Below are 21,416 nucleotides of genomic sequence, written 5' to 3' on the forward strand. Positions count from 1 at the left end.
CCGACGTTGTCAGGCCTGACTGAGATTGAGCAAGGCCACCTCCCAGGCAAGTCTGGGTTGAACAAAGGACAGCAGGTGTTGCCGAAGACGGTCAAGCCTGACAAGGAGCTCTTGCCGACCATGAGAGCGCCAAAGATGTTGCTGCCACCAGCCAATCAGCCACAGTTGCTGTTCGCCCTCCAGTTGATCGCTGAGGTCTCGGGCTAGCGCCATCGCCTCAACCGGCGTTAGCGGAAGAGTCTGAAGCCGTTGCTTGAGATCGTCGGGAATGGACCTCCAGATCCGCACATGTTCCAGAAGCGCCCCTGGAGAACCCGCAGCCAGGGCCATTAATTCAGGCTGACTGGAGGCCAGAGTCAAAGCCTGATCACCCTCCTTGTTGGGAAGACTGTCCAGCACCGAAGCCATGCAAGCTTCGGTGAGCCGGGTGAAACGGATCTGCTGACAACGCGAACGAATGGTTGTGAGCAACCGTTCAGGCGCAGCGCTGAGCAGGATCAGCAGTCCATGACCCGGTTCCTCCAGCGTTTTCAACAAAGCATTGGCCGCACCTTCCGCCATGGCCTCCGGCTGCTCAAGGATCACCAAGCCTCGGGGGGATTCGAGGGGCTGCCGTGCCAGGAACTGACTCAACCCACGAATCTGCTCCAGCCGCACCTGCGGTGGTGTGCGACGACTCACGCCGGCCGCTTCCGCCTCTGATCGAGGGATCAGGCGTCCCTGATGGCTATAGGTGGGCTCCACCCACAACAGGTCAGGGTGGTTGCGTTCTTCCAAGCGGCGACGCTCGCGGGCGTCCGATCCGCCCCCACTCAGTAACCCCTCCAGGAAACGCTGTGCCGCAAGGCGGCGTCCGACCCCATCCGGACCACTGAACAGATAGGCCGGAGCGAGTCGCTGCTGATCCAAAGCAGCCTCAAGAAGCTGTTGTGCCAATGGCTGCCCCTGCAGATCTGCGAACAACCCCCGCATCAGATCCAACCTTGTGCCGCTTTGGCCTCAACCTGCGCTCGGATACTTCGCTGCACCTGCTCTGGCGTGCGATCAGCCGCCACTGCAGCCCAACCACGTTCGCCGGCCAGGGTCCGGAAACCTTCAGCGACCCGGGCCAGAAATGCGGTTCCTTCCGCCTCAATCCGATCAGCCATCTGCTCCTGGCGACGACGAAGACTGACGGCAATGGGAAGGTCCAGCCAAAGGGTGAGATCCGGTGTCACTCCGGCCGTCGCAATCCGTTCTAAATCGCGAATTGTGGACGCATCCAAACCACGACCATCGCCCTGATACGCCAGGGTTGAACCACTGAATCGGTCGCTGAGAACCCAGTCGCCCCTATCCAAAGCGGGCCGAATCAAGTGCTCCACATGCTGAGCGCGGTCAGCCGCGTACATCAGCAGTTCGGCAGTGGGCGAAGGCGCCGAATCTTGGGGGGGATGGAGCAACAACTCCCGCAAGGCCTTCCCCAGAGGGGTCCCCCCTGGTTCCCGGGTAAGAAGCAAGGTTGCTCCTGCAGGCATGAGGCCACTGCCGGGCAACCATTGCGAGAGCAGCTTCAGTTGCGTGGTCTTACCGCAACCATCAATGCCCTCAAGCACCAGAAAACGTCCGGCCATGGTTAACGCAGGCGAAGGCTCAGAGCATTCAGCACCACGGTCACAGAACTGAGGGCCATCAGCAACGCGGCCAGAGGTGGGGAGAGCAGCAGGTTGAAACTCGGTAGCAATACACCTGCCGCCACAGGGAGGGCGATGAGGTTGTAACCAAAGGCCCAGAAGAGGTTCTGACGGATCTTGGCCATGGTGCGGCGGGCCAGGGTCAAAGCCTCCGGCAGCGCTTCGAGACGATCTCCGAGCAACACCAGATCCGCTGTGTCTTGCGCGATCTGCGTGCCAGTTCCCACAGCGATGCCGAGATCAGCAGCAGCGAGAGCCGGGGCATCATTAATGCCATCGCCGACCATGCCCACGGCTTCCTTGGCTTTCCAGCGCTCGAGACGCTCGAGCTTCTGCGCCGGGAGCAACTGCCAGGCCAGTTCATCATGCGTGAAACCAAGGGCCTGGCCAACCTCCTCAACAGCACGACGACGGTCTCCACTCAACATGGCCAGCGAGAGACCCTGAGTGCGCAGACGTTGCAAAGCAACAACGGCATCCGGACGCAGGCCGTCATCAATGGCGACCAGACCCAGCGGCTCGTGATCCACAGCAACCGCCACCAACGTCTGACCACGCTTGAGGGCGGCCTGCACAACCAACTGCTGCGCAGACGACCAGGCCACGCCTTCGGCTTGCATCCATTCTGGAGAGCCGACCCTGACCTCGCCCTGAAGAGTGTCCAAGGTGCCCTGCATGCCAGCCCCAGGGAACGTTCGACTGGCCTGCACGGGAAGAAGCGGGATGTTGCGCCGCTGCGCTTCCTGCATCAAGGCATGAGCCAGGGGATGACGACTGGTCTGTTCCAGACTCGCTCCAAACTGAATGACTCGTGCCGCATCCTCCGTGGCCAATACGTCATCCACCAAGGGACGTCCCAGGGTGAGGGTGCCGGTTTTGTCAAACACCATGCGTTTGACAGAGGCGGCCTGCTCGATCACATCACCACCCCTAAACAACCAGCCCTGGCGAGCGGCCAGTCCCGAGGAGACGGTAATCACCGTGGGGGTGGCCAGACCCAGGGCACAGGGACAAGCCACCACAAGCACAGCGATCGCAAGCTGCAATCCCAGACCGAAAGGCGTCTGAGCGCCAGCCCCAAGCCCACCATGCAAGCCATGGCCTGAACCGTGGTCCATCATCACCACAGGCACCTCCAGCACCTGGGGCCAGAGACGACTTCCCAGCTGCCACCAAAACAGGAACGTCACCACCGCCAGACTGACCACGCCGTAGCAAAAGCGGCCCGCCACACGGTCCGCGAGGCCCTGGATCGGTGCTCGCCTTGCTTGGGCTTGCTCCACCAGAGCAATGATCCGAGCCAGAGCGGTATCGCTACCGACCCGCTGCACCTCCAGCTCCAAGGTGCCCTCGAGATTCAGGCACCCGGAACTGAGCTCGGTACCCGGCTCAGCATCCAGGGGGAGAGGTTCCCCAGTGAGGCTGGACAAATCGACCGCTGATCGCCCCTCACACACCACACCGTCGACCGGAATCCGATCGCCTGCCAAGAGCTGAATGCGTTCACCAGGGCGCAACAAAGACACGGGCACCTCACGCACAGTGGCATCCGCCATTAGCAAACGTGCCGTGTTGGGCTGCAGCGCTGCGAGCTCCTGCAGGGCCCGGCCGGTGCGCCTGCGCGCACGCTCTTCCAGGAAGCGCCCCAACAGAACGAAACCCAGCAGCATCACGGGTTCATTGAAGAAACAGGGCCAGCCCACTCGCGGCCAGATGAGCGCGACGATGCTGGCCAAATAAGCGCTGCCGACACCAAGGCTCACCAGGGTGTCCATGCTCGGAACACCGCTACGGAGGGCCTTCCATCCACCGCTCAAAATCGGACGCCCAGGGCCGAACAACGCCACGGTCGCCAGTCCGGCATGAAACGGAAGACTGCCAATCAACGGCAGCGACAGTGTCCCTCCCTCGGCCAAATGGCCAAGACCGGAGAGAAGCAGCAGCACCAAGGCCACCATCAGCTGACGCCACTGACGCCACCACCCCCAGGCCTGTTCCGGCGTATCGGTCTGACCAACGACACCGCTCGGGCGCAATTTGGCGGGAAAACCCCTGTTTTGGAGCGCTTCCAGAACACCCTCGAGAGACTGAGGTGACTCCGGAGGGGGTTCACCCTCCAGGCGAAGCCATGCGCTGCGAGTGACCAGATTGACGCTGGCATCCGCCACTCCAGGCTGATCCAGCAAAGTGCGTTCCACCGCGCGCACACAGCCACCACATTTCATCCCGTCGATGTCGAGAAGCACCGCGTGGGAAGGGGCGGATGAAGCAGATGAGTGGGGTGCGGAAGCAGACACATCAACGGTTCACACCACACCACGCTAAGCAGTGCCCATTGGGTTCAGGATGGGGACAACCGTCCGGCTCTCCGTGCCCCGCAGCAATCGCAACGACAACTTCATCGACAAAAGCTTCACGGTGATGGCCGATCTGATCGTGAAGCTGCTGCCGATCAACCCCAGAGCCAAAGAGGCTTATGTGTATTACCGCGATGGCTTATCCGCTCAAAACGATGGTGACTACGCCGAAGCCCTTGAAAACTACGAAGAAAGCCTGAAGCTCGAGGAGAACCCGATCGACCGTGGTGAAACCCTCAAAAACATGGCGATCATCTACATGAGCAATGGCGAAGAAGATCGAGCAATCGAGACTTATCTCAAGGCTCTCGAAGAGAATCCGAAGCAGCCGTCATGCCTCAAAAACATGGGGCTCATCTACGAAAAACGTGGTCGGATGGCTGAAGAGGAGGGCCGACGCGATGAGGCCGACGGCTGGCTCGACAAGGCCGCCGAGGCATGGACTCAAGCTGTGCGTCTGAATCCCGGTGGTTACCTGGACATCGAAAACTGGCTCAAGTCCAGTGGTCGCAGCAATGTTGACGTGTATTTCTGACGCGTTCAGAGGCTGTCGTCATCAGGTCCGACCCCAAGCCCCAGCACAAGAGCTTCGGTGATCGAACCAGCCTCGAGCAGCGCAAGATCAAGCCTTGCGGCCACCGGATCGAGACCGCTGCCCCGCGGCACCACAGCACGACGAAAACCCAGTCGCACAGCCTCTTGCAAACGCAGCTCCAGCTGCCCGACCGGTCGGAGCTGTCCGCCCAGGCCCAGTTCACCAAGGAGCACAGTGCCGGCTGGAAGCGTGAGGTCGCGATAGCTGGCGACTACAGCCGCGGCCACGCCGAGATCCGCAGCAGGCTCTTCCACATCCAACCCTCCAGCCACTGCCAGATAACAGTCAAAACGCGACAGCGGCAGACCCATGTGCTTTTCCAGCACCGCCAAGATCTGATGGAGTCGATTCACAGCAATGCCCGTGGCCGTGCGACGCGGACTGGCATAGCTGGTGGTGCTGACCAGTGCTTGCAGATCCACCACCAGTGGGCGCGTGCCTTCGCAAGCCACGATCGTGGCCACGCCGCTGGCCCGCTCGCCGCTGAGAAACAGCTCACTGGGATTGCCAACCTCCGCCAGCCCCTGGCCCCGCATCTCGAACACGCCCAATTCGTGGGTGGCGCCAAAGCGATTCTTCACTGCGCGAAGCAGGCGATGACTGGCGAATCGATCGCCTTCGAAGGTCAACACCGCATCCACCAGGTGTTCCAACACTTTCGGGCCAGCCAGAACGCCTTCTTTGGTGACATGGCCAACCAGCAAGAGAGCCGTGTTCTGACGCTTGGCCAGACGCTGTAGAGCAGCGGCACATTCCCGGACCTGAGCCACAGACCCTGGAGCACTCGAAAGATCGGCGTCATGAAGCGCCTGGATGCTGTCGATCACTGCCACATCGGGCCGCAGCGCTTCCAGTTCCTCAAGAACCAACTCCAGATCGGTCTCCGCCAGAAGCTGGAGGTCACTGCGTTCCGCCGTCAGGCGTTGCCAGCGCAGCTTCACCTGCTGAGCTGACTCCTCGGCACTCACGTACAGAACAGAGCGGTCGCGGGCCATAGACGACGCACTCTGTAAAAGCAGCGTGCTTTTGCCGATGCCAGGGTCTCCCCCCACCAGCACCAAGGACCCAGGCACGAGTCCTCCGCCAAGCACGCGATCAAGCTCGTCATAGCCACTGGGAAGCCGCTGCAGAGGTTGATCCCCAAGCGAGGCCATCGCCGTGGAGCGGCGAGGCTTCGGAGCGACTGCAGGATCAGCGGCTGCCCGCCGCCGCCGACCATCATCTTTTGGTGCTGTCTGTTCAACGAGCGAATTCCAACTTCCGCAGCTGTTGCATCGCCCAAAGAACTGGCGCGTCTGGGCACCGCAGCTCTGGCAGACGTAGAGAGTGACAGATCGGGGCACGTCGAATAATGAAGAAAGTTGGCTGAGCGTGAACGAATGAACCTGTCAATCACCTATTTGTGATCACGAGTAACGCTTTTTGCCGGCGCCATGACGGCCTCAGCACCTTCCAAAGAAACCATTCTCGTGGTGGATGACGAGGCCAGCATCCGCAGGATCCTCGAGACCCGCCTCTCGATGATCGGCTACAACGTGGTCACCGCCAGCGACGGGACGGAAGCTCTCGAGAAATTTCCAAACTGCAACCCTGACCTCGTCGTCCTCGACGTGATGATGCCGAAACTGGATGGCTATGGGGTCTGCCAGGAACTACGCAAGGAATCAGACGTCCCGATCGTGATGCTCACGGCCCTTGGTGACGTGGCTGACCGCATCACAGGCCTGGAACTTGGCGCCGATGACTACGTGATCAAACCCTTCAGCCCCAAGGAGCTGGAGGCCAGGATCCGCTGCGTTCTCCGCCGCGTGGAAAAAGAGCAGGCGGCAGGAATCCCTAACTCAGGTGTCATCCAGGTGTCGGACCTGCGCATCGACACCAACAAACGTCAGGTCTTCCGCAACGACGAACGCATTCGCCTGACCGGAATGGAGTTCAGCCTCCTCGAGCTGCTGGTCAGCCGTTCAGGAGAACCCTTCAGCCGTGGAGAAATCCTCAAGGAAGTTTGGGGCTACACCCCTGAGCGTCATGTAGACACTCGCGTGGTGGATGTTCATATTTCCCGGCTTCGTTCCAAACTGGAAGATGACCCGGCCAACCCCGAGCTGATTCTCACGGCTCGCGGCACCGGCTACCTGTTCCAGCGCATCGTCGATTCCGTTGCCTCCGAAGGACCCTGATCACTCCCCGGACGTTGCGCCGAGGATCAAAGCCCGCCGATCAAAAGCGGTTCGGCGCCTGGTGATTTGGTACCGGCGCAATGCTGCCGTGACCAGTCTGGTGGACACGGCCACAACCTCGGCGAGCGCCGCAGGCAACGTTGCCGGTTCCGTGACCTCCATGGCCGGCACGGTTGTGAACAGTGCTGGGAATATGGCGGGATCCGTGCTGCAGCCAGTAATGGATCCCTTGCGACGTTTGCAAGGCGGGGTTCCTGGCTTCGAGGAGCCCATTAACGACGACGACCGCGTTTGGGTGGCCGTCGATGGCATGGGCGGCGACCATGCCCCAGGACCGATTCTGGAGGGATGCCTACAGGCGATTGAACGCCTGGCGGTGAAGATCCGTTTTGTGGGCGAGACCGATCGGGTGCTCGAAGCAGCTGCGGCAACGGGCTTATCGCAAGCACTCAACACCGTCATTGATGCCGGTCATCTTGAGCTGATCACCAGCGGGCCCTCTGTCCAGATGCATGAGGAGGCCACGGTGGTGCGCCGCAAACGCGACGCGAGCATCAACGTGGCTATGGACCTCGTCAAACGCGGCGAAGCCCAGGCGGTGTATTCGGCTGGAAACTCCGGTGCCGTGATGGCCTCAGCGATCTTCCGTCTCGGTCGTCTGGCCGGGATTGACCGGCCGGCCATTGGAGCCCTTTTCCCCACCAAGGATCCTGGACAGCCGGTGCTGGTGCTCGATGTAGGCGCCAACATGGATTGCAAACCCTCCTATCTGCACCAATTCGCTCTGCTGGGAAACATCTACAGCCGTGATGTGTTGCAGGTCAGCCAGCCCCGAATCGGCCTTCTCAACATTGGAGAAGAGGAATGCAAAGGCAATGATCTTGCTGTTCGCACCCATGCGCTCCTCCGCGATGAATCACGCTTCCACTTCGCGGGAAATTGTGAAGGAAGGGATGTGCTGTCGGGCGAGTTCGACGTGGTGGTTTGCGATGGTTTCACGGGCAACGTCCTGCTCAAATTTCTGGAATCAGTCGGCAGTGTCTTGCTGGGGGTCTTGAGGGCCGAATTGCCGCGTGGACGCCGAGGCAAGGTGGGTTCCGCGTTTCTGCGTAGCAACCTGAAGCGCATCAAGAAACGATTGGACCACGCCGAACATGGCGGTGCACTTCTGCTTGGCGTCAATGGCATCTGCGTGATCGGCCACGGCAGCAGCAAAGCCCTCTCGGTGGTGAGCGCTCTACGCCTGGCCCACTCCGCTGCCAGTCACGGCGTCATGGACGATCTCGCTCAGCTGGGAGCGCAAGTGGTCTCGAAGGCCTGAGCGTCGCCACCAATCCAAAGATTGCGCTGCAGGGCTGTGATTGACTGACGCCACCGCTTGGATCTTCTCTTGGCTGGAGCATCACCGCACTCCCGTGGCGTCGCCCTAATCGGCTGCGGTAGCGCTCAGGCTGAACAGGTGATCAGCAACGACCAGCTGGGTCTGCGTGTGGAGACCAGTGATGAATGGATCCGGACCCGAACAGGAATCGGCAGTCGGCGGGTCAGCAGCCCACAGGAAAGCCTCACCGACTTGGCGACCAAGGCGGGGAATTCGGCCCTGGAGATGGCCGGCTGGTCGGCAGACACCCTTGACCTGGTGCTGCTCGCCACCTCCACCCCCGACGATCTCTTCGGCTCTGCACCTCGCGTCCAAGCCGCCCTCGGTGCCAGCCATGCCGTCGCTTTTGATCTGACAGCGGCCTGCAGTGGCTTTCTGTTCGCACTGGTCACTGCGTCCCAGTACCTGCGCACCGGTGCCATGCGCAGGGTTCTGGTGATTGGAGCCGACCAGTTGAGTCGATTTGTCGACTGGGACGACCGGCGCAGCTGTGTACTGTTCGGCGATGGTGCAGGGGCCCTGGCCCTAGAAGCCAGCGACGGCGATGGGCTCCATGGCTTCCTGCTGCGCAGCGATGGCATCCGTGGAGGCGTGCTCAATCTCCCCGCTCTTGACACTGCGGCTCCACTGGCTGGCCAAGCGAAGCACCGCCAGGGTGGTTACCGGCCGATTGCAATGAACGGCCAAGAGGTCTACAAATTCGCTGTTCGCGAAGTCCCCGCCATCCTGCAGTCGCTACTGGCCCAATGCGATGTCGGCCCTAACGAGATCGACTGGCTGCTGCTGCACCAGGCCAACCAACGCATTCTGGATGCCGTGGCCGATCGCTTCTCGATTCCCCACGAGAAGGTGCTCAGCAACCTGGCCCATTACGGCAACACATCGGCAGCCACGATTCCTTTAGTGCTCGATGAAGCTGTGCGCGACGGACGCATCCGCCGGGGCCACCTGCTGGCCAGCAGTGGATTCGGCGCAGGGTTGAGTTGGGGAGCAGCGCTGTTGCGGTGGCAGGGTCCCGCGTAGGCTCCCGGAACCATTGCGGCGGAGTGCATGTCGATAGCCTGGGTGTTTCCTGGTCAGGGGTCTCAGAAAATCGGCATGGCCGATTCGATCCTGAGCCTTCCCGGAGCCGAAGAGCGCTTCGATCTGGCATCCCAGCGTCTGGGAAGGGATCTCCTCGCCATCTGCAAAGGAGAAGCCGGTGAGAGCGTTACACCTGCGGATCTAAACGACACCCGCAACACCCAGCCAGCGTTGTTCGTCGTCGAATCCCTGATCGTCGATGAGCTAGTGCGCCAGGGCCGTGAGCCCTCTTTGGTGGCAGGTCACAGTTTGGGCGAACTGGTGGCGCTGTATGCCGCGGGCGTTTTCGATGCCGCCACGGGCTTAGAGCTGATGCAGCGCCGCTCCGAACTCATGTCCACTGCAGGTGGAGGTGCCATGACGGCGGTCATCGGATTTGACCGCGATCAACTGAATGCGCTTGTAGCCGACACAGCGGATGTGGTGATTGCCAACGACAACAGCGAAGCCCAGGTGGTTCTATCCGGCAGTCCTGAGGCTGTCGGCAGTGTCAGCGAGGCACTCACCTGCAAACGGGCCATCCCCCTTGCGGTGTCAGGCGCCTTCCACTCACCCTTCATGGCTGATGCGGCTGAGGCCTTCTCAGCGCATCTCGACACGCTCACGTTTGCCGATGCGCGCATGCCGGTGCTGAGCAACACCGATCCCACGCCCAGCAGCGATGGCAGCGAACTCAAACAACGACTGCGCCAGCAGATGACCACCGGTGTGCGCTGGAGAGAAACGATGGAAGCCCTTGCAGCCGCAGGTGTCGACACCCTGGTGGAGATTGGCCCAGGCAACGTGCTCAGTGGCCTCGCAAAGCGTTCAATGCGCGGCGTCACCAGCCATCAGCTGGCCAATGCCGGCGATCTCGGCCTTTGAGCGTGCGCACTTCCAAGATCACGACCGCCAACACGGCTGCCCTCGAGGGGCTGTCAGCACCGTCTCCAAGTGTTGTCTACCGGCTGGTGAGCGCCTTGCTGGTGTTTCCCCTCTTCCGTTTGGTGTTCCGGGGACGGACCACTGGCAACACGCGCGTGCCAATGCACGGTCCGCTCGTGGTGGTGGCGAACCATGGCTCCCACCTAGACCCACCCTTGCTGGGTCATGGCCTCGGACGACCAGTGGCCTTCATGGCCAAAGCCGAACTGTTTCGAATTCCATTATTGGGTCGACTGATCCGGGCCTGTGGTGCTTACCCCGTCAACCGAGGGGCAAGCGATCGGGAGGCGATCCGCACCGCGACCGCCAAGCTGCAGGAAGGCTGGGCGATTGGCGTGTTTCTTGACGGCACACGTCAGCCCGATGGCCGGGTCAACAACCCCATGCCAGGCGCGGCTCTGCTGGCGGCGCGATCCGGCGCACCTCTCCTGCCCGTTGCCATCTTGAACAGCCATCGTGCCCTCGGTAGCGGGCAAACCCTTCCTCGGCTGGTGCCGCTGTTTCTGCGCATCGGGGAACCCGTGCCGCCTCCTGCGAGCCGACGTAAACCCGACCTCGAAGCCACCACACGCGAACTGCAGCGTCGCATCAACGCGATGCTCGATCAGGGTTCCGTAAACACCTGAGGCCAGTGAAGGCGCGCCAAAGGTTTGAGATCTTTGCCAGTTGCGACCCAAGCCACCGCTCGCAAACCATCGCCAACGCGCTTGCCCAGGCCTTCTTCGCGACAGTGGTCCGCACAGCTCACAGGGATCCCTGTCAAACGGATCCCACGGCTCCCGGCGACGATGCCACCGACGGTCATGGCACGAGGCAGGTGATCTGCACTGGTCACCAGCAGCAGATGACGGATACCCTCACGGTGAAGTTCGTCGACGAGCGACGTGAAATTGCCGAGGGTGTCCTGCGCGCGGTAATCGAGACGAACACGGTCTGGCTCAAGTCCAGCATCCTGCATCAACCACTGGGCGTACTCGGGATTGGTCCCACCGCTCACCACAAGTGGAAGGTTCATGCGGCGGGCAAGATTTAAGCCAACGCGCTCTCGATCGGCATCACCTCCTAACACCAGGATGCGCTGGGGCTCATGGTTGGTTAGCGCAGCCTCCAGGAAAGGGCGCAACGGACCTGCCACGCCTGCAGCCAGTAGAAAAGCCGAGCACAACAACAACGAGCGGCCGCCCAGAGCCATCAAACCGTGCCCACTGGGGACGTGGGATAGATCGGGAGCACTGGATCCCAGGGACCGGCACGCTGCGCGTCATGGAAAAAACGGCAACAGCGCAGTAGCTGCAACACATCCGCCGGTACATCCACCGTCATGGATACAGCAGGAGAAGGCTGCTCATCAGGACCGAGCAATCGCGGCACCTCAAGTTCATCTGCCATCCCATCAACGATGCGATAGCGGCCTGCCACCTGCCCCCGCCGGGGCAACGTCTGAATGATGGAGAATGGACTGCTTCGCTCAGACTCTGGCAGCGCTCGGCACAGTCGCGGGGCCATCAACGCAAAGCTGCTGATGCCATGCAGTGGAACATTGAGTTGCTGGGCCAAGGTCCGCGCCAGCACCACGGTCAGACGGGTGCCTGTGAAACCTCCGGGTCCGGTAGCGACAGCCAATCTGGTGATTTGCGACCACTGCTGAGTTGGCAGCAGGTCCTGAACAGAGCACACCAGTTCATTGGTGAGGGCGCGCCCCAAGGAGCGGCATTGCACCTGGGCATGATCGATGGACAAACGCGCATCCACGAGAGCCATCCCGAGAGTTTCCGTGGAGCTGTGCAGGGCTAGCAACCACTCGCTCATCGCGGCAACTCCTGTCCTGGCCTGAGCCGAAGCCAGCGGCCGGCATCACGCTCAAACGAGCCACAGGCGCGCACATCCCACTCAACGCCGACCTGTGCATCAGGGAGATCCATCACACTGATGTGAATCCTGGGATCAACGGGTTTCAGATCCGGGGTCTCCGCCAGGTGAGGGGCACCATGCTGCCTCTCCACCGCGTGATAGGCCTGGCATCGGTCCACCCAGCGGCAGTCCACGCAAATGCACATGCCTCCCCGTTCCGGATCGGCACCCATTCTGACGGGGGACCTCACCCAGATGGCTTCTCAGCTCTGGAGCAGTCTTCAACCAGAACGCTGGCCGCTGGGTATCGACCAGCTTCCAACCGGCGCTGTACTGGTGGGAGGCGCGGTGCGCGACGGGCTGCTCGGCAGGCTGCCCGACACTCCAGATCTTGATTTCATCGTTCCCGAAAAGGCTCTCGCCAGTGCGCGCCGGTTGGCTGAGGAGCATGGAGGAGCCTGCATCGTGCTGGATGCCGGACGAGACATGGCTCGCGTCGCCCTGAAGGGATGGACCATCGACCTGGCCAGACAAGACGGTGCAACGCTGAACGAGGATCTGAACCGACGCGATTTCCGCCTCAACGCCATCGGTCTCAAGCTGGACGACGCGATCCCTCGTCTGCAAGATCCCACGGGAGGACTGAAGGATCTGCGGGAGGGCAGGATCGTCGCCGTTCAGGAGAAAAACCTTCAAGACGATCCCCTGAGACTGCTCAGAGGGATTCGGCTGATGGCGGAACTCGACATGACGATGGACTCACGGACGCTGGAAATGATTCAGCGCAACCGAGAGTTGCTCAAAGATGCAGCCCCCGAAAGGATTCAGGCCGAAGTGCTCCGACTGGTCGCGGCACCCGCCGCAGATTGCGCGATTCGAACCGCAAGGGAGATAGACCTCTTGCACCCCTGGAGCACAAGGGACGCCATGGCGTTCTCCCAGGGTTCAGAAGCGGTCAGCGCTGGCTCTGCACTGCTGACAGCCAACGAACGCGATCAAGCACTTCCCTTGGCTCGACTCACGGCCCTGCTGACAGACGCTGGACTTAAGCAGCTCCGCTGCAGCCGTCAACAAATGCATCGATGTGAGCGGCTTCGCCATTGGTGGGCGCAGACGCTGGGACAAGAGCCCTGCGTCCATCCCGATCAGCTGTCGGAACAGGATCGACTCAAGCTTCATCAAGATCTTGAAAACGATCTCCCAGCCTTCATTCTCACCCTGCCGGGACCTGAGCAACAGCACTGGCTAAGGCGTTGGAGAAATCCTGAGGACCCGCTATTCCATCCACGACCACCGATCGATGGCAACAGCCTCCAGCAAGACCTTAAAGTGACTCCAGGGCCGATCTTGGGCGCGCTGATCAGACACCTGACCCTAGAGCGCGCGTATGGTCGTCTCACTAACCGCGAGCAGGCGCTCAGCGCAGCGCGATCCTGGCTTTCCCATCACTCGGTTTCAACCGCTACGAATGGGTCCTGTGATTAACTGCCCTTGCAGCGACGACAACGATCGGCCTGACACGCAGTTTTTCTTTCCCCTTCCCCGTTTCATGAGCGTGCGTCTTTACATCGGCAATCTGCCGCAGAATTTTGAGAGCAAAGAGCTTGAAGCTCAGCTCGCCAACGTCGGGGAGGGGATTCGCTTCAAGGCCGTTCTCGACCGCGAAACCGGCGCTTGTCGCGGGTTTGGTTTCGCGAACATCGACGACGAGAAGGTCGCTGATGCCGTGATTGAACAGTTCAACGGCAAGGAGTTCGGAGGCAATGCTCTTCGCGTCGAGCGTTCTGAGCGGCGCGACAACAACGCTGGCGGCGGTCGCCGGGGTCAGAACAACGGCCACGCACCGGGCTCCGCGCGCAAAGCCGTGAACAAGGTTGTTCACAGTGATGCCAAAGCTGAGGAAGCCCCTGACCCACGCTGGGCTGGCGAACTTTCAAAGCTCAAAGATCTTCTGGCCAATCAGAAAACCGCTGTCTGACGAGCGAGACGAGTGAACCCCTCCATCAAAAAGCAGGCCATCACTGACCTGCTTTTTTTATGGGATTTTTTGGGGGAGCTCAAGGAAGCAAGGCGGCGATTCCGATCACACCAACAAAAATCCCAAGAAACAGAAAACCCATTTTGGTCATCTTGGATTCATGGTCATCGACACCTTCCTCGACTGCCTCTTGCAGGTCGGCGCGAAACTCATCAATGGCTTTCGACTTTTCGGCATCGCTGGGGATCTGACGAGGCATCGTTTCGCTGACAAGGGACAAATGGTGAGCCGACTAGGCGCGATGGAAGAACCAGTAAGACGCGCCAGCTAAGAGCACCAGCAGAATAATCGGCACGGCGATGGCAGCCATACCGTTGTGGCTTTTCACCACGCGAGATTCATGGGCCACGACGGCATCACGAATGCTGACGTGCATCTCCTCGCGAAGACGTTCGAGGTCAGAATCCAGAGAAGCATCGTCATACAGCGCCTTTAGGTGCTCGAACGTTGATTTCCCAAGCATCAAGCTTTTCTCTGGCTTGACGTAGAGAATTTCCATGAGCTCCTCTCTGGGAATCTCGATGAGCTGACAGGCTTTGGCAGCGCGGGCGCTGGCGATTCGAGGACGGCTATCAATAATTTCAACTTCTCCGAACACATGCCCGGGGCCATGGGTTGAATCGACGCCTTCGCCCGTCTCGGGATATTGCGTTGTCATCTCAATCATGCCCGCTTTCACGAGATAGATGGCACTGCTGGCATCTTCCGAGTGGTAGATGTAGTCGCCTTTATCGACAGCGAACTTGCGCATTTCCGAGGACCAAAGCGGCGCCCATCTTATCCAGACATAGCTTAAAGTGCTGCGCCAAACCTGACGTAGGACCGACGATGGCGAGCCAGCCCAACAATCGCCACGCACTCCGAAAAGGTCTCATCATTGCTGGGGTTGTCGCTGCTGGTGCCATCGGCTGGAGCGTTCTCAAGCCAAAGCCCAGCCCTCCTCCGGTTGTCAGCCAACCCAAAGAAGTCACAGCGCTCGGCCGTCTGACACCTGAGGGAAGCCTTGTTCCTCTTTCCATTCCGGCAGGAACCGCTGGTGGGAATGAGATCGTTAAGCGTTGGTTTGTCGGCGAGGGCGACACGATCACCAAGGGGCAAGTGCTCGTCAGACTCAGCAGTTACGACGAATTGCAATCGGCACTGGCACAAGCTGAATCCAAATTGAAGTCGACAGGTGCGCTGTTGCCCTTTTTGAAGGTCAGCCAAAACCGCGGCAAAGAACTTTTCCAGGACGGTGCCATTTCTGAGGAAGAACTGGCCAAAACCACCGCCAGCATCCTGGAACGGCAAGCTGACGTCGCTGCCGCTAAGGCGTCCGTCGAGCAGGCCCGTAGCCAATTGTCGTCAGCGGAGGTTCGCTCTCCGCTCGACGGTCAGCTGATCAGGATCTACAGCTGGCCAGGAATGAAGCAGACCGATGAAGGATTAGCAGTCATCGGCCGCACCAATTCGATGCAAGTTTGGGCGCAGGTTTTTCAGACCGACGTCAATCGATTGCGCATTGGCCAATTAGCAACCGTCAAAGCCGAAACCGGAGGTTTTGAAGGTGAAGTGCAGGCCACGCTGAAATCGATTATCGGCAAAGTATCCCAGAGAGACTTATTTGCAGTAGCAGCCAACAACGATGTCAATGCTCGCGTCATTCTTGTGAAACTTGACATCGCCCCTGAATACCAACAGCAGCTGTCCAATCTGAGCGGCTTGAACGTCATCGTTCGCTTCAAGCCATGAGCCAAATCACATCTTGGTTTCAGAGGTTAAATCTCAACGACCTACCTCTAGCTTGGCTGCAACTCAAACGACAACCAGTGCGCTACTTGGTTGCCGTCACGGGAATCGGATTTGCCGCTTTGTTGATGTACATGCAGCTTGGCTTTCAATCCGGCCTTCTGAAAAGCGCCACCAAGTTCTACAACGCACTTGAAACAGATCTCGTGCTGATTAGCCCTGCGACAGTGAATAGCGGCAGTTTTCAGCAGTTTCCTCAATCACAGCTTTTTCAAGCACTGGGCATCGAAGGCATTCGCGAAACCATTCCGCTTTATATCGCCAACATCAATGCACAACAACTCGACGGGATCAAGCCAACATCCCTTCGGATGATTGGATACGACCCTGATCTCCAGGTTCTGAATGTCCAAGCCATTAATGACCAAAGCGGCAAACTGAAGACTCCTGGTTTTGTTCTGTTCGACACCCTTGGATCAAGGATTAAGACAGGTCCAGTTGGGAAAACTTTTGAAGCTGACGGGCCTCTCGACATGATCTCATCAGACTTTGAAAAGACGTTCAGAATCAAAGGCTTATTCTCACTTGGCTCAACCTTCGTCGCCGACAGCAATCTGATTGGCAGCGAAGCAACAGCGCTACAGCTTGCATCAAGACAAATCAATCTTGGCGAAATTTCCCTAGGTCTGATTCGAGTCGACAAACCCACTGATGTTCCGAGAGTTCAGGCCGATCTTCGCGCGCTCTACGGCGATGAAATCCAAGTTTTGACGAAGCCGCAGCTTATTAAGCAAGAAAGAGACTACTGGAACAATGTTTCATCTTTCGGCGTCATCTTTGGTTTCGGAACTATTATGGGTTTACTGGTAGGGGGTGTCGTTGTTTACCAGGTTCTCTACACCGATGTCAGCGACCACCTCAAGGAATACGCAACCTTGAAGGCGATGGGCTTTTCAAGCCAATTCATCCTCATCGTGGTGATTCAAGAAGCCATTCTCTTGGGCGTGTCAGCATTCATCCCTGCGACCATTGTGAGTGCAGCTCTTTACGCAGGTTTGAGTGCTGTGTCAGGCATTGAACTGCAAATGACGCCTGACAAATCTCTACTGGTTGGCGCTTTAACCATCAGCACCTGCGCCATTGCCTCTGCAATCGCGATCCGCAAGCTCAGTGATGCCGACCCCGCATCCGTCTTCTAACGCCACATGCACGACGACATCACGATGAAACCCGTCATCAGCACTCAAAATCTCTGCCACAGCTATGGGAAAGGCGAGCTGAGAACAGAAATTCTGCACAACTTAAATTTTGATGTTTACAGCGGTGAAATCACACTGCTTGTGGGGCCCTCAGGCAGTGGGAAGAGCACGCTTTTGACGCTGCTTGGAGCCTTGCGATCCGTCGAAGAAGGGTCCATTCAGGTTCTCAACCAAGAATTGAACGGAGCCAGTGAAGACGTGCTAATGCAGACGCGACGTCGCATTGGTTTTATTTTTCAAAGCCACAACCTCGTCTCGTCACTGACGGTTCTGCAGAATGTGCAAATTCTGCTTCAGCTCACTGAAGCTAATCCGCAGAAACGTCGTGATAAAGCTTGTGAATTACTCGAAGCCGTCGGACTCAGCCATCGACTCAATCACTACCCAGAAGAGCTCTCCGGTGGTCAGCGTCAACGCGTTGCGATTGCACGGGCTTTAGCACCAGAGCCTGATCTCATCTTGGCTGATGAGCCAACAGCATCCTTGGACAGTCAGTCTGGTCAGGACGTGGTTGAACTGCTCGGCAAACTTGCACGCGATCGAGGCAGTGCTGTGCTTCTCGTCACCCACGATCTGCGTCTTCTGAAAGATGCTGATCGTATCTGGGCCATCGAAGACGGCCGCATCAATCCTTGGGATGAATCCAAAAACAGCTCAGCCCACTAACACAAGATCTCATGCCAGCTCAGGACACAACATCCCATTCAGCAGCATCCATTTATCCTCAAGAGTGGCTGGATGAGTGGAACTGGGGCGATCACAGGATCAGCTTCGTCAGAACGTCAAACACCACCAATGCCCAAACCGCTGTGCTGATCCATGGCTTTGGGGCTTGCAAGGAGCACTGGCGCCACAACGTCTCAGCACTGACAGAGCAGTTCAATGTGGCAGCGGTCGATCTTCTGGGATTTGGGTCAAGCGATAAGCCTCAATCCCGACTTGCATCCGAGCCGGAAGTTGACGGCAGCACGCTCTATTGCATCGATTTATGGGCTCAGCAGGTGGTGAGCTTTCTCGACGCTTACAAACTTCAAAACGTGCAGCTTGTCGGCAACTCCATCGGTGGCGTCGTCGCACTGCGTGCAGCTGAAATGCTTGAGACCCGATCCACACCCGCAGAAGGTGTCGTTCTGATCGACTGCGCTCAACGCGCCATTGACGACAAACGTGTGGCAGAACAACCGCCATTCCGTGCACTGGGCAGACCGTTGCTCAAACAACTGGTGAGACAACGCTGGATCACCGGTCCCTTGTTTCGCAGCCTCGCGCGACCATCCATCATCCGCAAAGTTTTGGAACTGGCTTATCCCACCGGAGCAGGCGTCGATGACCAACTGGTGTCCGTTCTCCATCGGGCAACCACAGATTCGGGAGCGCTGGAATCATTCCGAGGCTTTATCAACTTGTTCCAGGATCACCTTGCACCTGAGCTTCTTGAGAGGCTCACAACGCCTGTGCGTGTGATCTGGGGAGAAGCTGATCCCTGGGAGCCGGTGGAACAGGCCCAACGATGGACGGCTTTTGAGAGTGTCTATGAACTGAAAACAGTCCCATGCCTGGGCCACTGCCCCCATGACGAAGCCCCTGACCAGATCAACCCGATCCTGATCAATATGCTCTGCACCGCAATCAGCAACACCACAGGAGAACCCGAATGAACAAGCGTGTCTTGATCATTCTCTGCTTGGTGGTGGCCGTCGACTCCGCCAGCTTTGGCTTGCTTCTCCCTGTTGTTCCGTTCTTTGTGGATCAGCTGACGGGATCCTTCAATGCAATCGCCGTCACCAGTGTGACAGCAACCTATTCCGGGCTTCAGTTTCTAGGTGCCCCCGTGATCGGCCGGCTCTCAGATCGCTGGGGTCGTCGTGGAATCCTCACCGTCGCAGTCGGCATTAGTGCCCTTGCACTGATTGGCCAGGGGCTCTCCACTTCACTCACGATGTTGCTGCTGTTTTCAGCTCTGAACGGTGCCTCATCAGGCGTCTTTGCGGTTTCACAAGCAATGGTGGCCGACGCCGTTGAAGACCGAGACCAACGAACGGTGGGGTTCGGAGCCATCGGGGCTGCACTTGGGCTGGGATTCATCATTGGACCAGGGCTGGGAGGTGCTCTCGGGGCATTGAATCCGCGCTATCCGTTTGTGGTGGCGGCAGCCTTCTGCATCATCAACGTGATCCTGATCCGCCTCCACCTTCCAGAATCACGTCAACGCAAATCTCCAACGGAGCTTGATCAACAGCGCCAACCCAACCCTCTGCTGACGAGCGGATCGGGCCGCCTGCGCAAACTGATCTCCATCTATTTCCTCTTCTATCTCGGCTTCAGCGCATTCTCGGGAATTTTCGTGCTCGCAGCAAAGGATCGCTTCAACTGGGGACCCCAACCCACGTCCCTAGTTTTGGTGTATGTCGGAGTCGTGGCTGTGATCGTTCAGGGAGCGCTGCTCCCTCGTCTGCTGAAGCGATTGCGACCTGATCGTCTGTCCATGATCGGCCTCACGCTGGTTGCCATCGCGATGTTTGGCGTTTCAGTGATCAAACAAGGCAGCAGTCTTTACATCACACAACTCCTGTTTGCTGGTGGTGTCGGTCTCAGCACACCTGGGCTTCGCTCGTCGATGTCGCTGTGCGTTTCAGAAGATCAACAGGGTGTGCTTGGTGGGCTCTCCCAATCCGTGGTCAGCCTGACATCCCTCGTGGGACCTCTGCTCGCCGGACAGTTGTTCGAACGTGCTGGCTACAGCGCGACGTTTCAAGTTCAGGCTTACCTGGTGATTGGAGCCATTGCACTACTCATCTCGATGCCGAGGATCCCTTCACAAACTCACCCTCAAGAGGTGAAAACACCCTCGGCATAGCCAATCAATTCAATTTGATGCCCATCGGGATCTGAAATGAACAGGGCGCGACAACGAGGTCCATAATCAAACCCCGTCACTGCAAGACCTCGCTCTTCCAGTGATTGTTGAACCTTGGCCATCGATTCATAAGTCACGCGAAAGGCGACATGGCGCATGGCAACAGTGCTGTGATCCGGAACAGACTTCATCGGAACGGAATCAGAGGGAAACAAGTTCAAATAATTCCCTTCTGCCACACGAAGGAGGTAAGGAGGGCCTTGCTTAAGACCTTCCATCGATGCGGGCTTGAAACCAAGAATGTCCTGGTACCACTGCATCGAACGATCAGGATCACTGACCGTAAGCGCAACATGGTCGAGAGCTTCAATTGGAAGACGTTTGGTCATTGATTCGTGTTCGTTGATAGATCAGAAACCTGCAGAATTAAAATCAGATCAGCAGACCATCGTTACGCTTTTGGCGAAGCATGCGACGAAGAGCCAAGGTCGATACATCACTGGCCACCAAGAGATCCCCATGACCATCAAGATCAGGCATGGCTGGAGTCAGCGTTTCAACAGTGCGTTGATCTTCAGCCATGAACCGATCCACACGTCCTCGAGCATTGCCATCGGCAAGTGGGCTGCGGAGGAAAGAACGGAAGTGACGCCATAAATTTCGCGTGGTGCCATCACCCATGGGCACATGGGCGGTCATCAACGAAATCTGAAAATCACCAAAGACCACCCGAACCAAGGACACATTGGCCAACCAGAGCTGGATGTGCTGTTCACCAGCATCATCGGACTCCTGATCAACGCCCTTCTCATCCGCCTGGTTGAACCAGGCACGCAGACCACGCCCTTGGTCGGCACGGTAGTGACGATCGCGAGGTGCAATCACACGCTCGTAGACGCTGTCATCGCGACACCATTGATCCACTGGCATCAACTGATCAGGGGCCATCGCCCCGAAACTGCCGCTGTGAACAAATGGTGCATGGGTTAGATCCATGAATGCTTCCAGCACCCGCAACCAATGGGCTTGCCAGACGACGGTTCCTTCTAGAGAGCGCCAGCCACTGTCATCTGATTCTGGAATGGGGCCAACACCAGGCAAAGCTGGCAAGTCATCAGCCGCAGATTGCCCTGTGGGATCCCACCAGATCCAGATGTATCCATACTGCTCACGACAGGGCAACCCACCCAGTGTTGCGCGACGCGGAATTGGATTGTCATCGCCCTGAGCGGGAATTTTGGCGCAATCCCCATCTGACTGGAAGCACCAACCGTGATAGGGGCATGACAGACCCTGTTCACCGACATTGCCCGCACTCAGGCTGGCTCCCTTGTGGGGACAGCGATCTGGAACAATCGAGACTTTGCCATCGAGGGATCTCCAGATCGCAAAAACCTCGCCATGGAAATGGAGTTTCTGGACGCTGCCTTCGGAGACTGCCGAAGAGAGCTCAACGGCATACCAAGCACGGATCAGCTGCATGAAAACGT

At 58.6% G+C, this 21,416-nt stretch carries 24 protein-coding genes; 13 read left to right on the forward strand and 11 right to left on the reverse strand.

Annotated features, from left to right (window positions below; all coding sequences use genetic code 11):
• Nucleotides 1-9: 9 nt before the first annotated feature.
• The 3 genes from SynA1825c_RS11770 to SynA1825c_RS11780 are packed head-to-tail and all read right to left on the reverse strand — an operon-like array spanning nucleotide 10 to nucleotide 3,919.
• Entirely contained in the window at nucleotides 10-972 is a 963-nt protein-coding gene (locus SynA1825c_RS11770; protein ID WP_186469456.1) for a DNA polymerase III subunit delta', read from the reverse strand.
• The gene (gene tmk / locus SynA1825c_RS11775) at nucleotides 972-1,613 is read right to left on the reverse strand and encodes a dTMP kinase (RefSeq protein ID WP_186469457.1); all 642 of its coding nucleotides are present in this window, start codon (nucleotides 1,611-1,613) and stop codon (nucleotides 972-974) included. The genes SynA1825c_RS11770 and tmk overlap by 1 nt, the downstream gene beginning before the upstream one ends.
• Nucleotides 1,614-1,615: 2 nt before the next feature.
• A complete protein-coding gene (locus SynA1825c_RS11780; RefSeq protein WP_255478385.1) occupies nucleotides 1,616-3,919 on the reverse strand; it encodes a cation-translocating P-type ATPase in 2,304 nt (767 codons plus the stop codon).
• A 100-nt stretch (nucleotides 3,920-4,019) separates the two neighbouring features.
• Between SynA1825c_RS11780 and SynA1825c_RS11785 the strand changes: the two genes are divergently transcribed.
• Nucleotides 4,020-4,565: a photosystem I assembly protein Ycf3 gene (locus SynA1825c_RS11785; protein ID WP_370523160.1), complete on the forward strand. Its 546-nt coding sequence runs from the start codon at nucleotides 4,020-4,022 to the stop codon at nucleotides 4,563-4,565.
• A 5-nt stretch (nucleotides 4,566-4,570) separates the two neighbouring features.
• Here SynA1825c_RS11785 and radA read toward each other — a convergent pair whose 3' ends face one another.
• On the reverse strand, nucleotides 4,571-5,968 hold the full coding sequence (radA, locus tag SynA1825c_RS11790) for a DNA repair protein RadA (RefSeq protein ID WP_186469459.1): 1,398 nt from the start codon (nucleotides 5,966-5,968) through the stop codon (nucleotides 4,571-4,573).
• A 90-nt stretch (nucleotides 5,969-6,058) separates the two neighbouring features.
• Here radA and rpaB point away from each other — a divergent pair, with 90 nt between their 5' ends.
• The 5 genes from rpaB (at nucleotide 6,059) to SynA1825c_RS11815 (ending at nucleotide 10,819) form a co-directional block, all read left to right on the forward strand.
• Nucleotides 6,059-6,805, forward strand: coding sequence for a response regulator transcription factor RpaB (gene rpaB, locus SynA1825c_RS11795; RefSeq protein WP_186469460.1), 747 nt, complete (start codon nucleotides 6,059-6,061; stop codon nucleotides 6,803-6,805).
• Nucleotides 6,786-8,126: a phosphate acyltransferase PlsX gene (gene plsX, locus SynA1825c_RS11800; RefSeq protein ID WP_186469461.1), complete on the forward strand. Its 1,341-nt coding sequence runs from the start codon at nucleotides 6,786-6,788 to the stop codon at nucleotides 8,124-8,126. Before rpaB ends, plsX begins: the two co-directional genes overlap by 20 nt.
• Nucleotides 8,127-8,195: 69 nt before the next feature.
• Nucleotides 8,196-9,209: a beta-ketoacyl-ACP synthase III gene (locus SynA1825c_RS11805; RefSeq protein ID WP_186471199.1), complete on the forward strand. Its 1,014-nt coding sequence runs from the start codon at nucleotides 8,196-8,198 to the stop codon at nucleotides 9,207-9,209.
• Nucleotides 9,210-9,236: 27 nt separating this feature from the next.
• On the forward strand, nucleotides 9,237-10,133 hold the full coding sequence (fabD, locus tag SynA1825c_RS11810) for an ACP S-malonyltransferase (protein ID WP_186469462.1): 897 nt from the start codon (nucleotides 9,237-9,239) through the stop codon (nucleotides 10,131-10,133).
• 2 nt (nucleotides 10,134-10,135) lie between these two features.
• Nucleotides 10,136-10,819: a 1-acyl-sn-glycerol-3-phosphate acyltransferase gene (locus SynA1825c_RS11815; RefSeq protein ID WP_186469463.1), complete on the forward strand. Its 684-nt coding sequence runs from the start codon at nucleotides 10,136-10,138 to the stop codon at nucleotides 10,817-10,819.
• Here SynA1825c_RS11815 and SynA1825c_RS11820 read toward each other — a convergent pair.
• Genes SynA1825c_RS11820 through SynA1825c_RS11830 form a run of 3 tightly spaced genes read right to left on the reverse strand, consistent with a single transcriptional unit; the run spans nucleotide 10,798 to nucleotide 12,250 of the window.
• Nucleotides 10,798-11,385 (reverse strand): YdcF family protein, encoded by a 588-nt coding sequence (locus tag SynA1825c_RS11820; RefSeq protein ID WP_186469464.1) that lies wholly within the window; start codon nucleotides 11,383-11,385, stop codon nucleotides 10,798-10,800. The genes SynA1825c_RS11815 and SynA1825c_RS11820 overlap by 22 nt on opposite strands.
• Nucleotides 11,385-12,002, reverse strand: coding sequence for a tRNA (adenosine(37)-N6)-threonylcarbamoyltransferase complex dimerization subunit type 1 TsaB (gene tsaB, locus SynA1825c_RS11825; RefSeq protein ID WP_186469465.1), 618 nt, complete (start codon nucleotides 12,000-12,002; stop codon nucleotides 11,385-11,387). The genes SynA1825c_RS11820 and tsaB overlap by 1 nt, the downstream gene beginning before the upstream one ends.
• Nucleotides 11,999-12,250 carry a Ycf34 family protein gene (locus SynA1825c_RS11830; protein ID WP_186469466.1) on the reverse strand — a complete coding sequence of 84 codons (252 nt, stop codon included), beginning with the start codon at nucleotides 12,248-12,250 and terminating at the stop codon, nucleotides 11,999-12,001. The genes tsaB and SynA1825c_RS11830 overlap by 4 nt, the downstream gene beginning before the upstream one ends.
• A gap of 49 nt (nucleotides 12,251-12,299) precedes the next feature.
• Here SynA1825c_RS11830 and SynA1825c_RS11835 point away from each other — a divergent pair, with 49 nt between their 5' ends.
• Nucleotides 12,300-13,529 carry a CCA tRNA nucleotidyltransferase gene (locus tag SynA1825c_RS11835; protein ID WP_255476958.1) on the forward strand — a complete coding sequence of 410 codons (1,230 nt, stop codon included), beginning with the start codon at nucleotides 12,300-12,302 and terminating at the stop codon, nucleotides 13,527-13,529.
• A gap of 64 nt (nucleotides 13,530-13,593) precedes the next feature.
• Nucleotides 13,594-14,022, forward strand: coding sequence for an RNA-binding protein (locus tag SynA1825c_RS11840; protein ID WP_186471200.1), 429 nt, complete (start codon nucleotides 13,594-13,596; stop codon nucleotides 14,020-14,022).
• A 79-nt stretch (nucleotides 14,023-14,101) separates the two neighbouring features.
• Here the strand turns inward: SynA1825c_RS11840 and SynA1825c_RS11845 are convergent, their stop codons facing one another.
• On the reverse strand, nucleotides 14,102-14,281 hold the full coding sequence (locus SynA1825c_RS11845) for a hypothetical protein (RefSeq protein WP_186469468.1): 180 nt from the start codon (nucleotides 14,279-14,281) through the stop codon (nucleotides 14,102-14,104).
• Nucleotides 14,282-14,314: 33 nt separating this feature from the next.
• Complete coding sequence (locus SynA1825c_RS11850; RefSeq protein WP_186469469.1) at nucleotides 14,315-14,833, reverse strand: cyclic nucleotide-binding domain-containing protein; 519 nt, start codon at nucleotides 14,831-14,833, stop codon at nucleotides 14,315-14,317.
• Nucleotides 14,834-14,910: 77 nt separating this feature from the next.
• On the opposite strand from SynA1825c_RS11850, the gene SynA1825c_RS11855 reads away from it, so the two are divergent.
• Genes SynA1825c_RS11855 through SynA1825c_RS11875 form a run of 5 tightly spaced genes read left to right on the forward strand, consistent with a single transcriptional unit; the run spans nucleotide 14,911 to nucleotide 19,926 of the window.
• Nucleotides 14,911-15,813: an HlyD family efflux transporter periplasmic adaptor subunit gene (locus tag SynA1825c_RS11855; RefSeq protein WP_186469470.1), complete on the forward strand. Its 903-nt coding sequence runs from the start codon at nucleotides 14,911-14,913 to the stop codon at nucleotides 15,811-15,813.
• Complete coding sequence (gene devC, locus SynA1825c_RS11860; protein ID WP_186469471.1) at nucleotides 15,810-17,009, forward strand: ABC transporter permease DevC; 1,200 nt, start codon at nucleotides 15,810-15,812, stop codon at nucleotides 17,007-17,009. Before SynA1825c_RS11855 ends, devC begins: the two co-directional genes overlap by 4 nt.
• 6 nt (nucleotides 17,010-17,015) lie before the next feature.
• Nucleotides 17,016-17,735 carry an ATP-binding cassette domain-containing protein gene (locus tag SynA1825c_RS11865; RefSeq protein ID WP_255476959.1) on the forward strand — a complete coding sequence of 240 codons (720 nt, stop codon included), beginning with the start codon at nucleotides 17,016-17,018 and terminating at the stop codon, nucleotides 17,733-17,735.
• An 11-nt stretch (nucleotides 17,736-17,746) separates the two neighbouring features.
• On the forward strand, nucleotides 17,747-18,727 hold the full coding sequence (locus tag SynA1825c_RS11870; protein ID WP_186469472.1) for an alpha/beta fold hydrolase: 981 nt from the start codon (nucleotides 17,747-17,749) through the stop codon (nucleotides 18,725-18,727).
• Nucleotides 18,724-19,926: an MFS transporter gene (locus SynA1825c_RS11875; protein WP_186469473.1), complete on the forward strand. Its 1,203-nt coding sequence runs from the start codon at nucleotides 18,724-18,726 to the stop codon at nucleotides 19,924-19,926. The genes SynA1825c_RS11870 and SynA1825c_RS11875 overlap by 4 nt, the downstream gene beginning before the upstream one ends.
• Here the strand turns inward: SynA1825c_RS11875 and SynA1825c_RS11880 are convergent.
• Together SynA1825c_RS11880 and SynA1825c_RS11885 are read right to left on the reverse strand one after the other, a co-directional pair.
• On the reverse strand, nucleotides 19,899-20,315 hold the full coding sequence (locus tag SynA1825c_RS11880) for a VOC family protein (protein WP_186469474.1): 417 nt from the start codon (nucleotides 20,313-20,315) through the stop codon (nucleotides 19,899-19,901). The two genes, SynA1825c_RS11875 and SynA1825c_RS11880, sit on opposite strands and share 28 nt — an antisense overlap.
• A 43-nt stretch (nucleotides 20,316-20,358) precedes the next feature.
• On the reverse strand, nucleotides 20,359-21,408 hold the full coding sequence (locus SynA1825c_RS11885) for an aromatic ring-hydroxylating dioxygenase subunit alpha (RefSeq protein ID WP_186469475.1): 1,050 nt from the start codon (nucleotides 21,406-21,408) through the stop codon (nucleotides 20,359-20,361).
• Nucleotides 21,409-21,416: the final 8 nt, after the last annotated feature.

Source organism: Synechococcus sp. A18-25c, assembly GCF_014280035.1.
Classification (GTDB): domain Bacteria; phylum Cyanobacteriota; class Cyanobacteriia; order PCC-6307; family Cyanobiaceae; genus Synechococcus_C.

Coding starts and splice junctions, on each gene's coding strand:
- SynA1825c_RS11855 (WP_186469470.1), top strand. CDS start 14,911: ATGGCGAGCCAGCCCAACAATCGCCACGCACTCCGAAAAGGTCTCATC.
- SynA1825c_RS11835 (WP_255476958.1), top strand. CDS start 12,300: ATGGCTTCTCAGCTCTGGAGCAGTCTTCAACCAGAACGCTGGCCGCTG.
- fabD (WP_186469462.1), top strand. CDS start 9,237: ATGTCGATAGCCTGGGTGTTTCCTGGTCAGGGGTCTCAGAAAATCGGC.
- SynA1825c_RS11840 (WP_186471200.1), top strand. CDS start 13,594: ATGAGCGTGCGTCTTTACATCGGCAATCTGCCGCAGAATTTTGAGAGC.
- SynA1825c_RS11880 (WP_186469474.1), bottom strand. CDS start 20,315: ATGACCAAACGTCTTCCAATTGAAGCTCTCGACCATGTTGCGCTTACG.
- SynA1825c_RS11875 (WP_186469473.1), top strand. CDS start 18,724: ATGAACAAGCGTGTCTTGATCATTCTCTGCTTGGTGGTGGCCGTCGAC.
- tsaB (WP_186469465.1), bottom strand. CDS start 12,002: ATGAGCGAGTGGTTGCTAGCCCTGCACAGCTCCACGGAAACTCTCGGG.
- SynA1825c_RS11830 (WP_186469466.1), bottom strand. CDS start 12,250: ATGTGCATTTGCGTGGACTGCCGCTGGGTGGACCGATGCCAGGCCTAT.
- SynA1825c_RS11870 (WP_186469472.1), top strand. CDS start 17,747: ATGCCAGCTCAGGACACAACATCCCATTCAGCAGCATCCATTTATCCT.
- SynA1825c_RS11785 (WP_370523160.1), top strand. CDS start 4,020: ATGGGGACAACCGTCCGGCTCTCCGTGCCCCGCAGCAATCGCAACGAC.
- tmk (WP_186469457.1), bottom strand. CDS start 1,613: ATGGCCGGACGTTTTCTGGTGCTTGAGGGCATTGATGGTTGCGGTAAG.
- SynA1825c_RS11845 (WP_186469468.1), bottom strand. CDS start 14,281: ATGCCTCGTCAGATCCCCAGCGATGCCGAAAAGTCGAAAGCCATTGAT.
- SynA1825c_RS11850 (WP_186469469.1), bottom strand. CDS start 14,833: ATGCGCAAGTTCGCTGTCGATAAAGGCGACTACATCTACCACTCGGAA.
- rpaB (WP_186469460.1), top strand. CDS start 6,059: ATGACGGCCTCAGCACCTTCCAAAGAAACCATTCTCGTGGTGGATGAC.
- devC (WP_186469471.1), top strand. CDS start 15,810: ATGAGCCAAATCACATCTTGGTTTCAGAGGTTAAATCTCAACGACCTA.
- SynA1825c_RS11770 (WP_186469456.1), bottom strand. CDS start 972: ATGCGGGGGTTGTTCGCAGATCTGCAGGGGCAGCCATTGGCACAACAG.
- SynA1825c_RS11865 (WP_255476959.1), top strand. CDS start 17,016: ATGCACGACGACATCACGATGAAACCCGTCATCAGCACTCAAAATCTC.
- SynA1825c_RS11885 (WP_186469475.1), bottom strand. CDS start 21,408: ATGCAGCTGATCCGTGCTTGGTATGCCGTTGAGCTCTCTTCGGCAGTC.
- SynA1825c_RS11820 (WP_186469464.1), bottom strand. CDS start 11,385: ATGGCTCTGGGCGGCCGCTCGTTGTTGTTGTGCTCGGCTTTTCTACTG.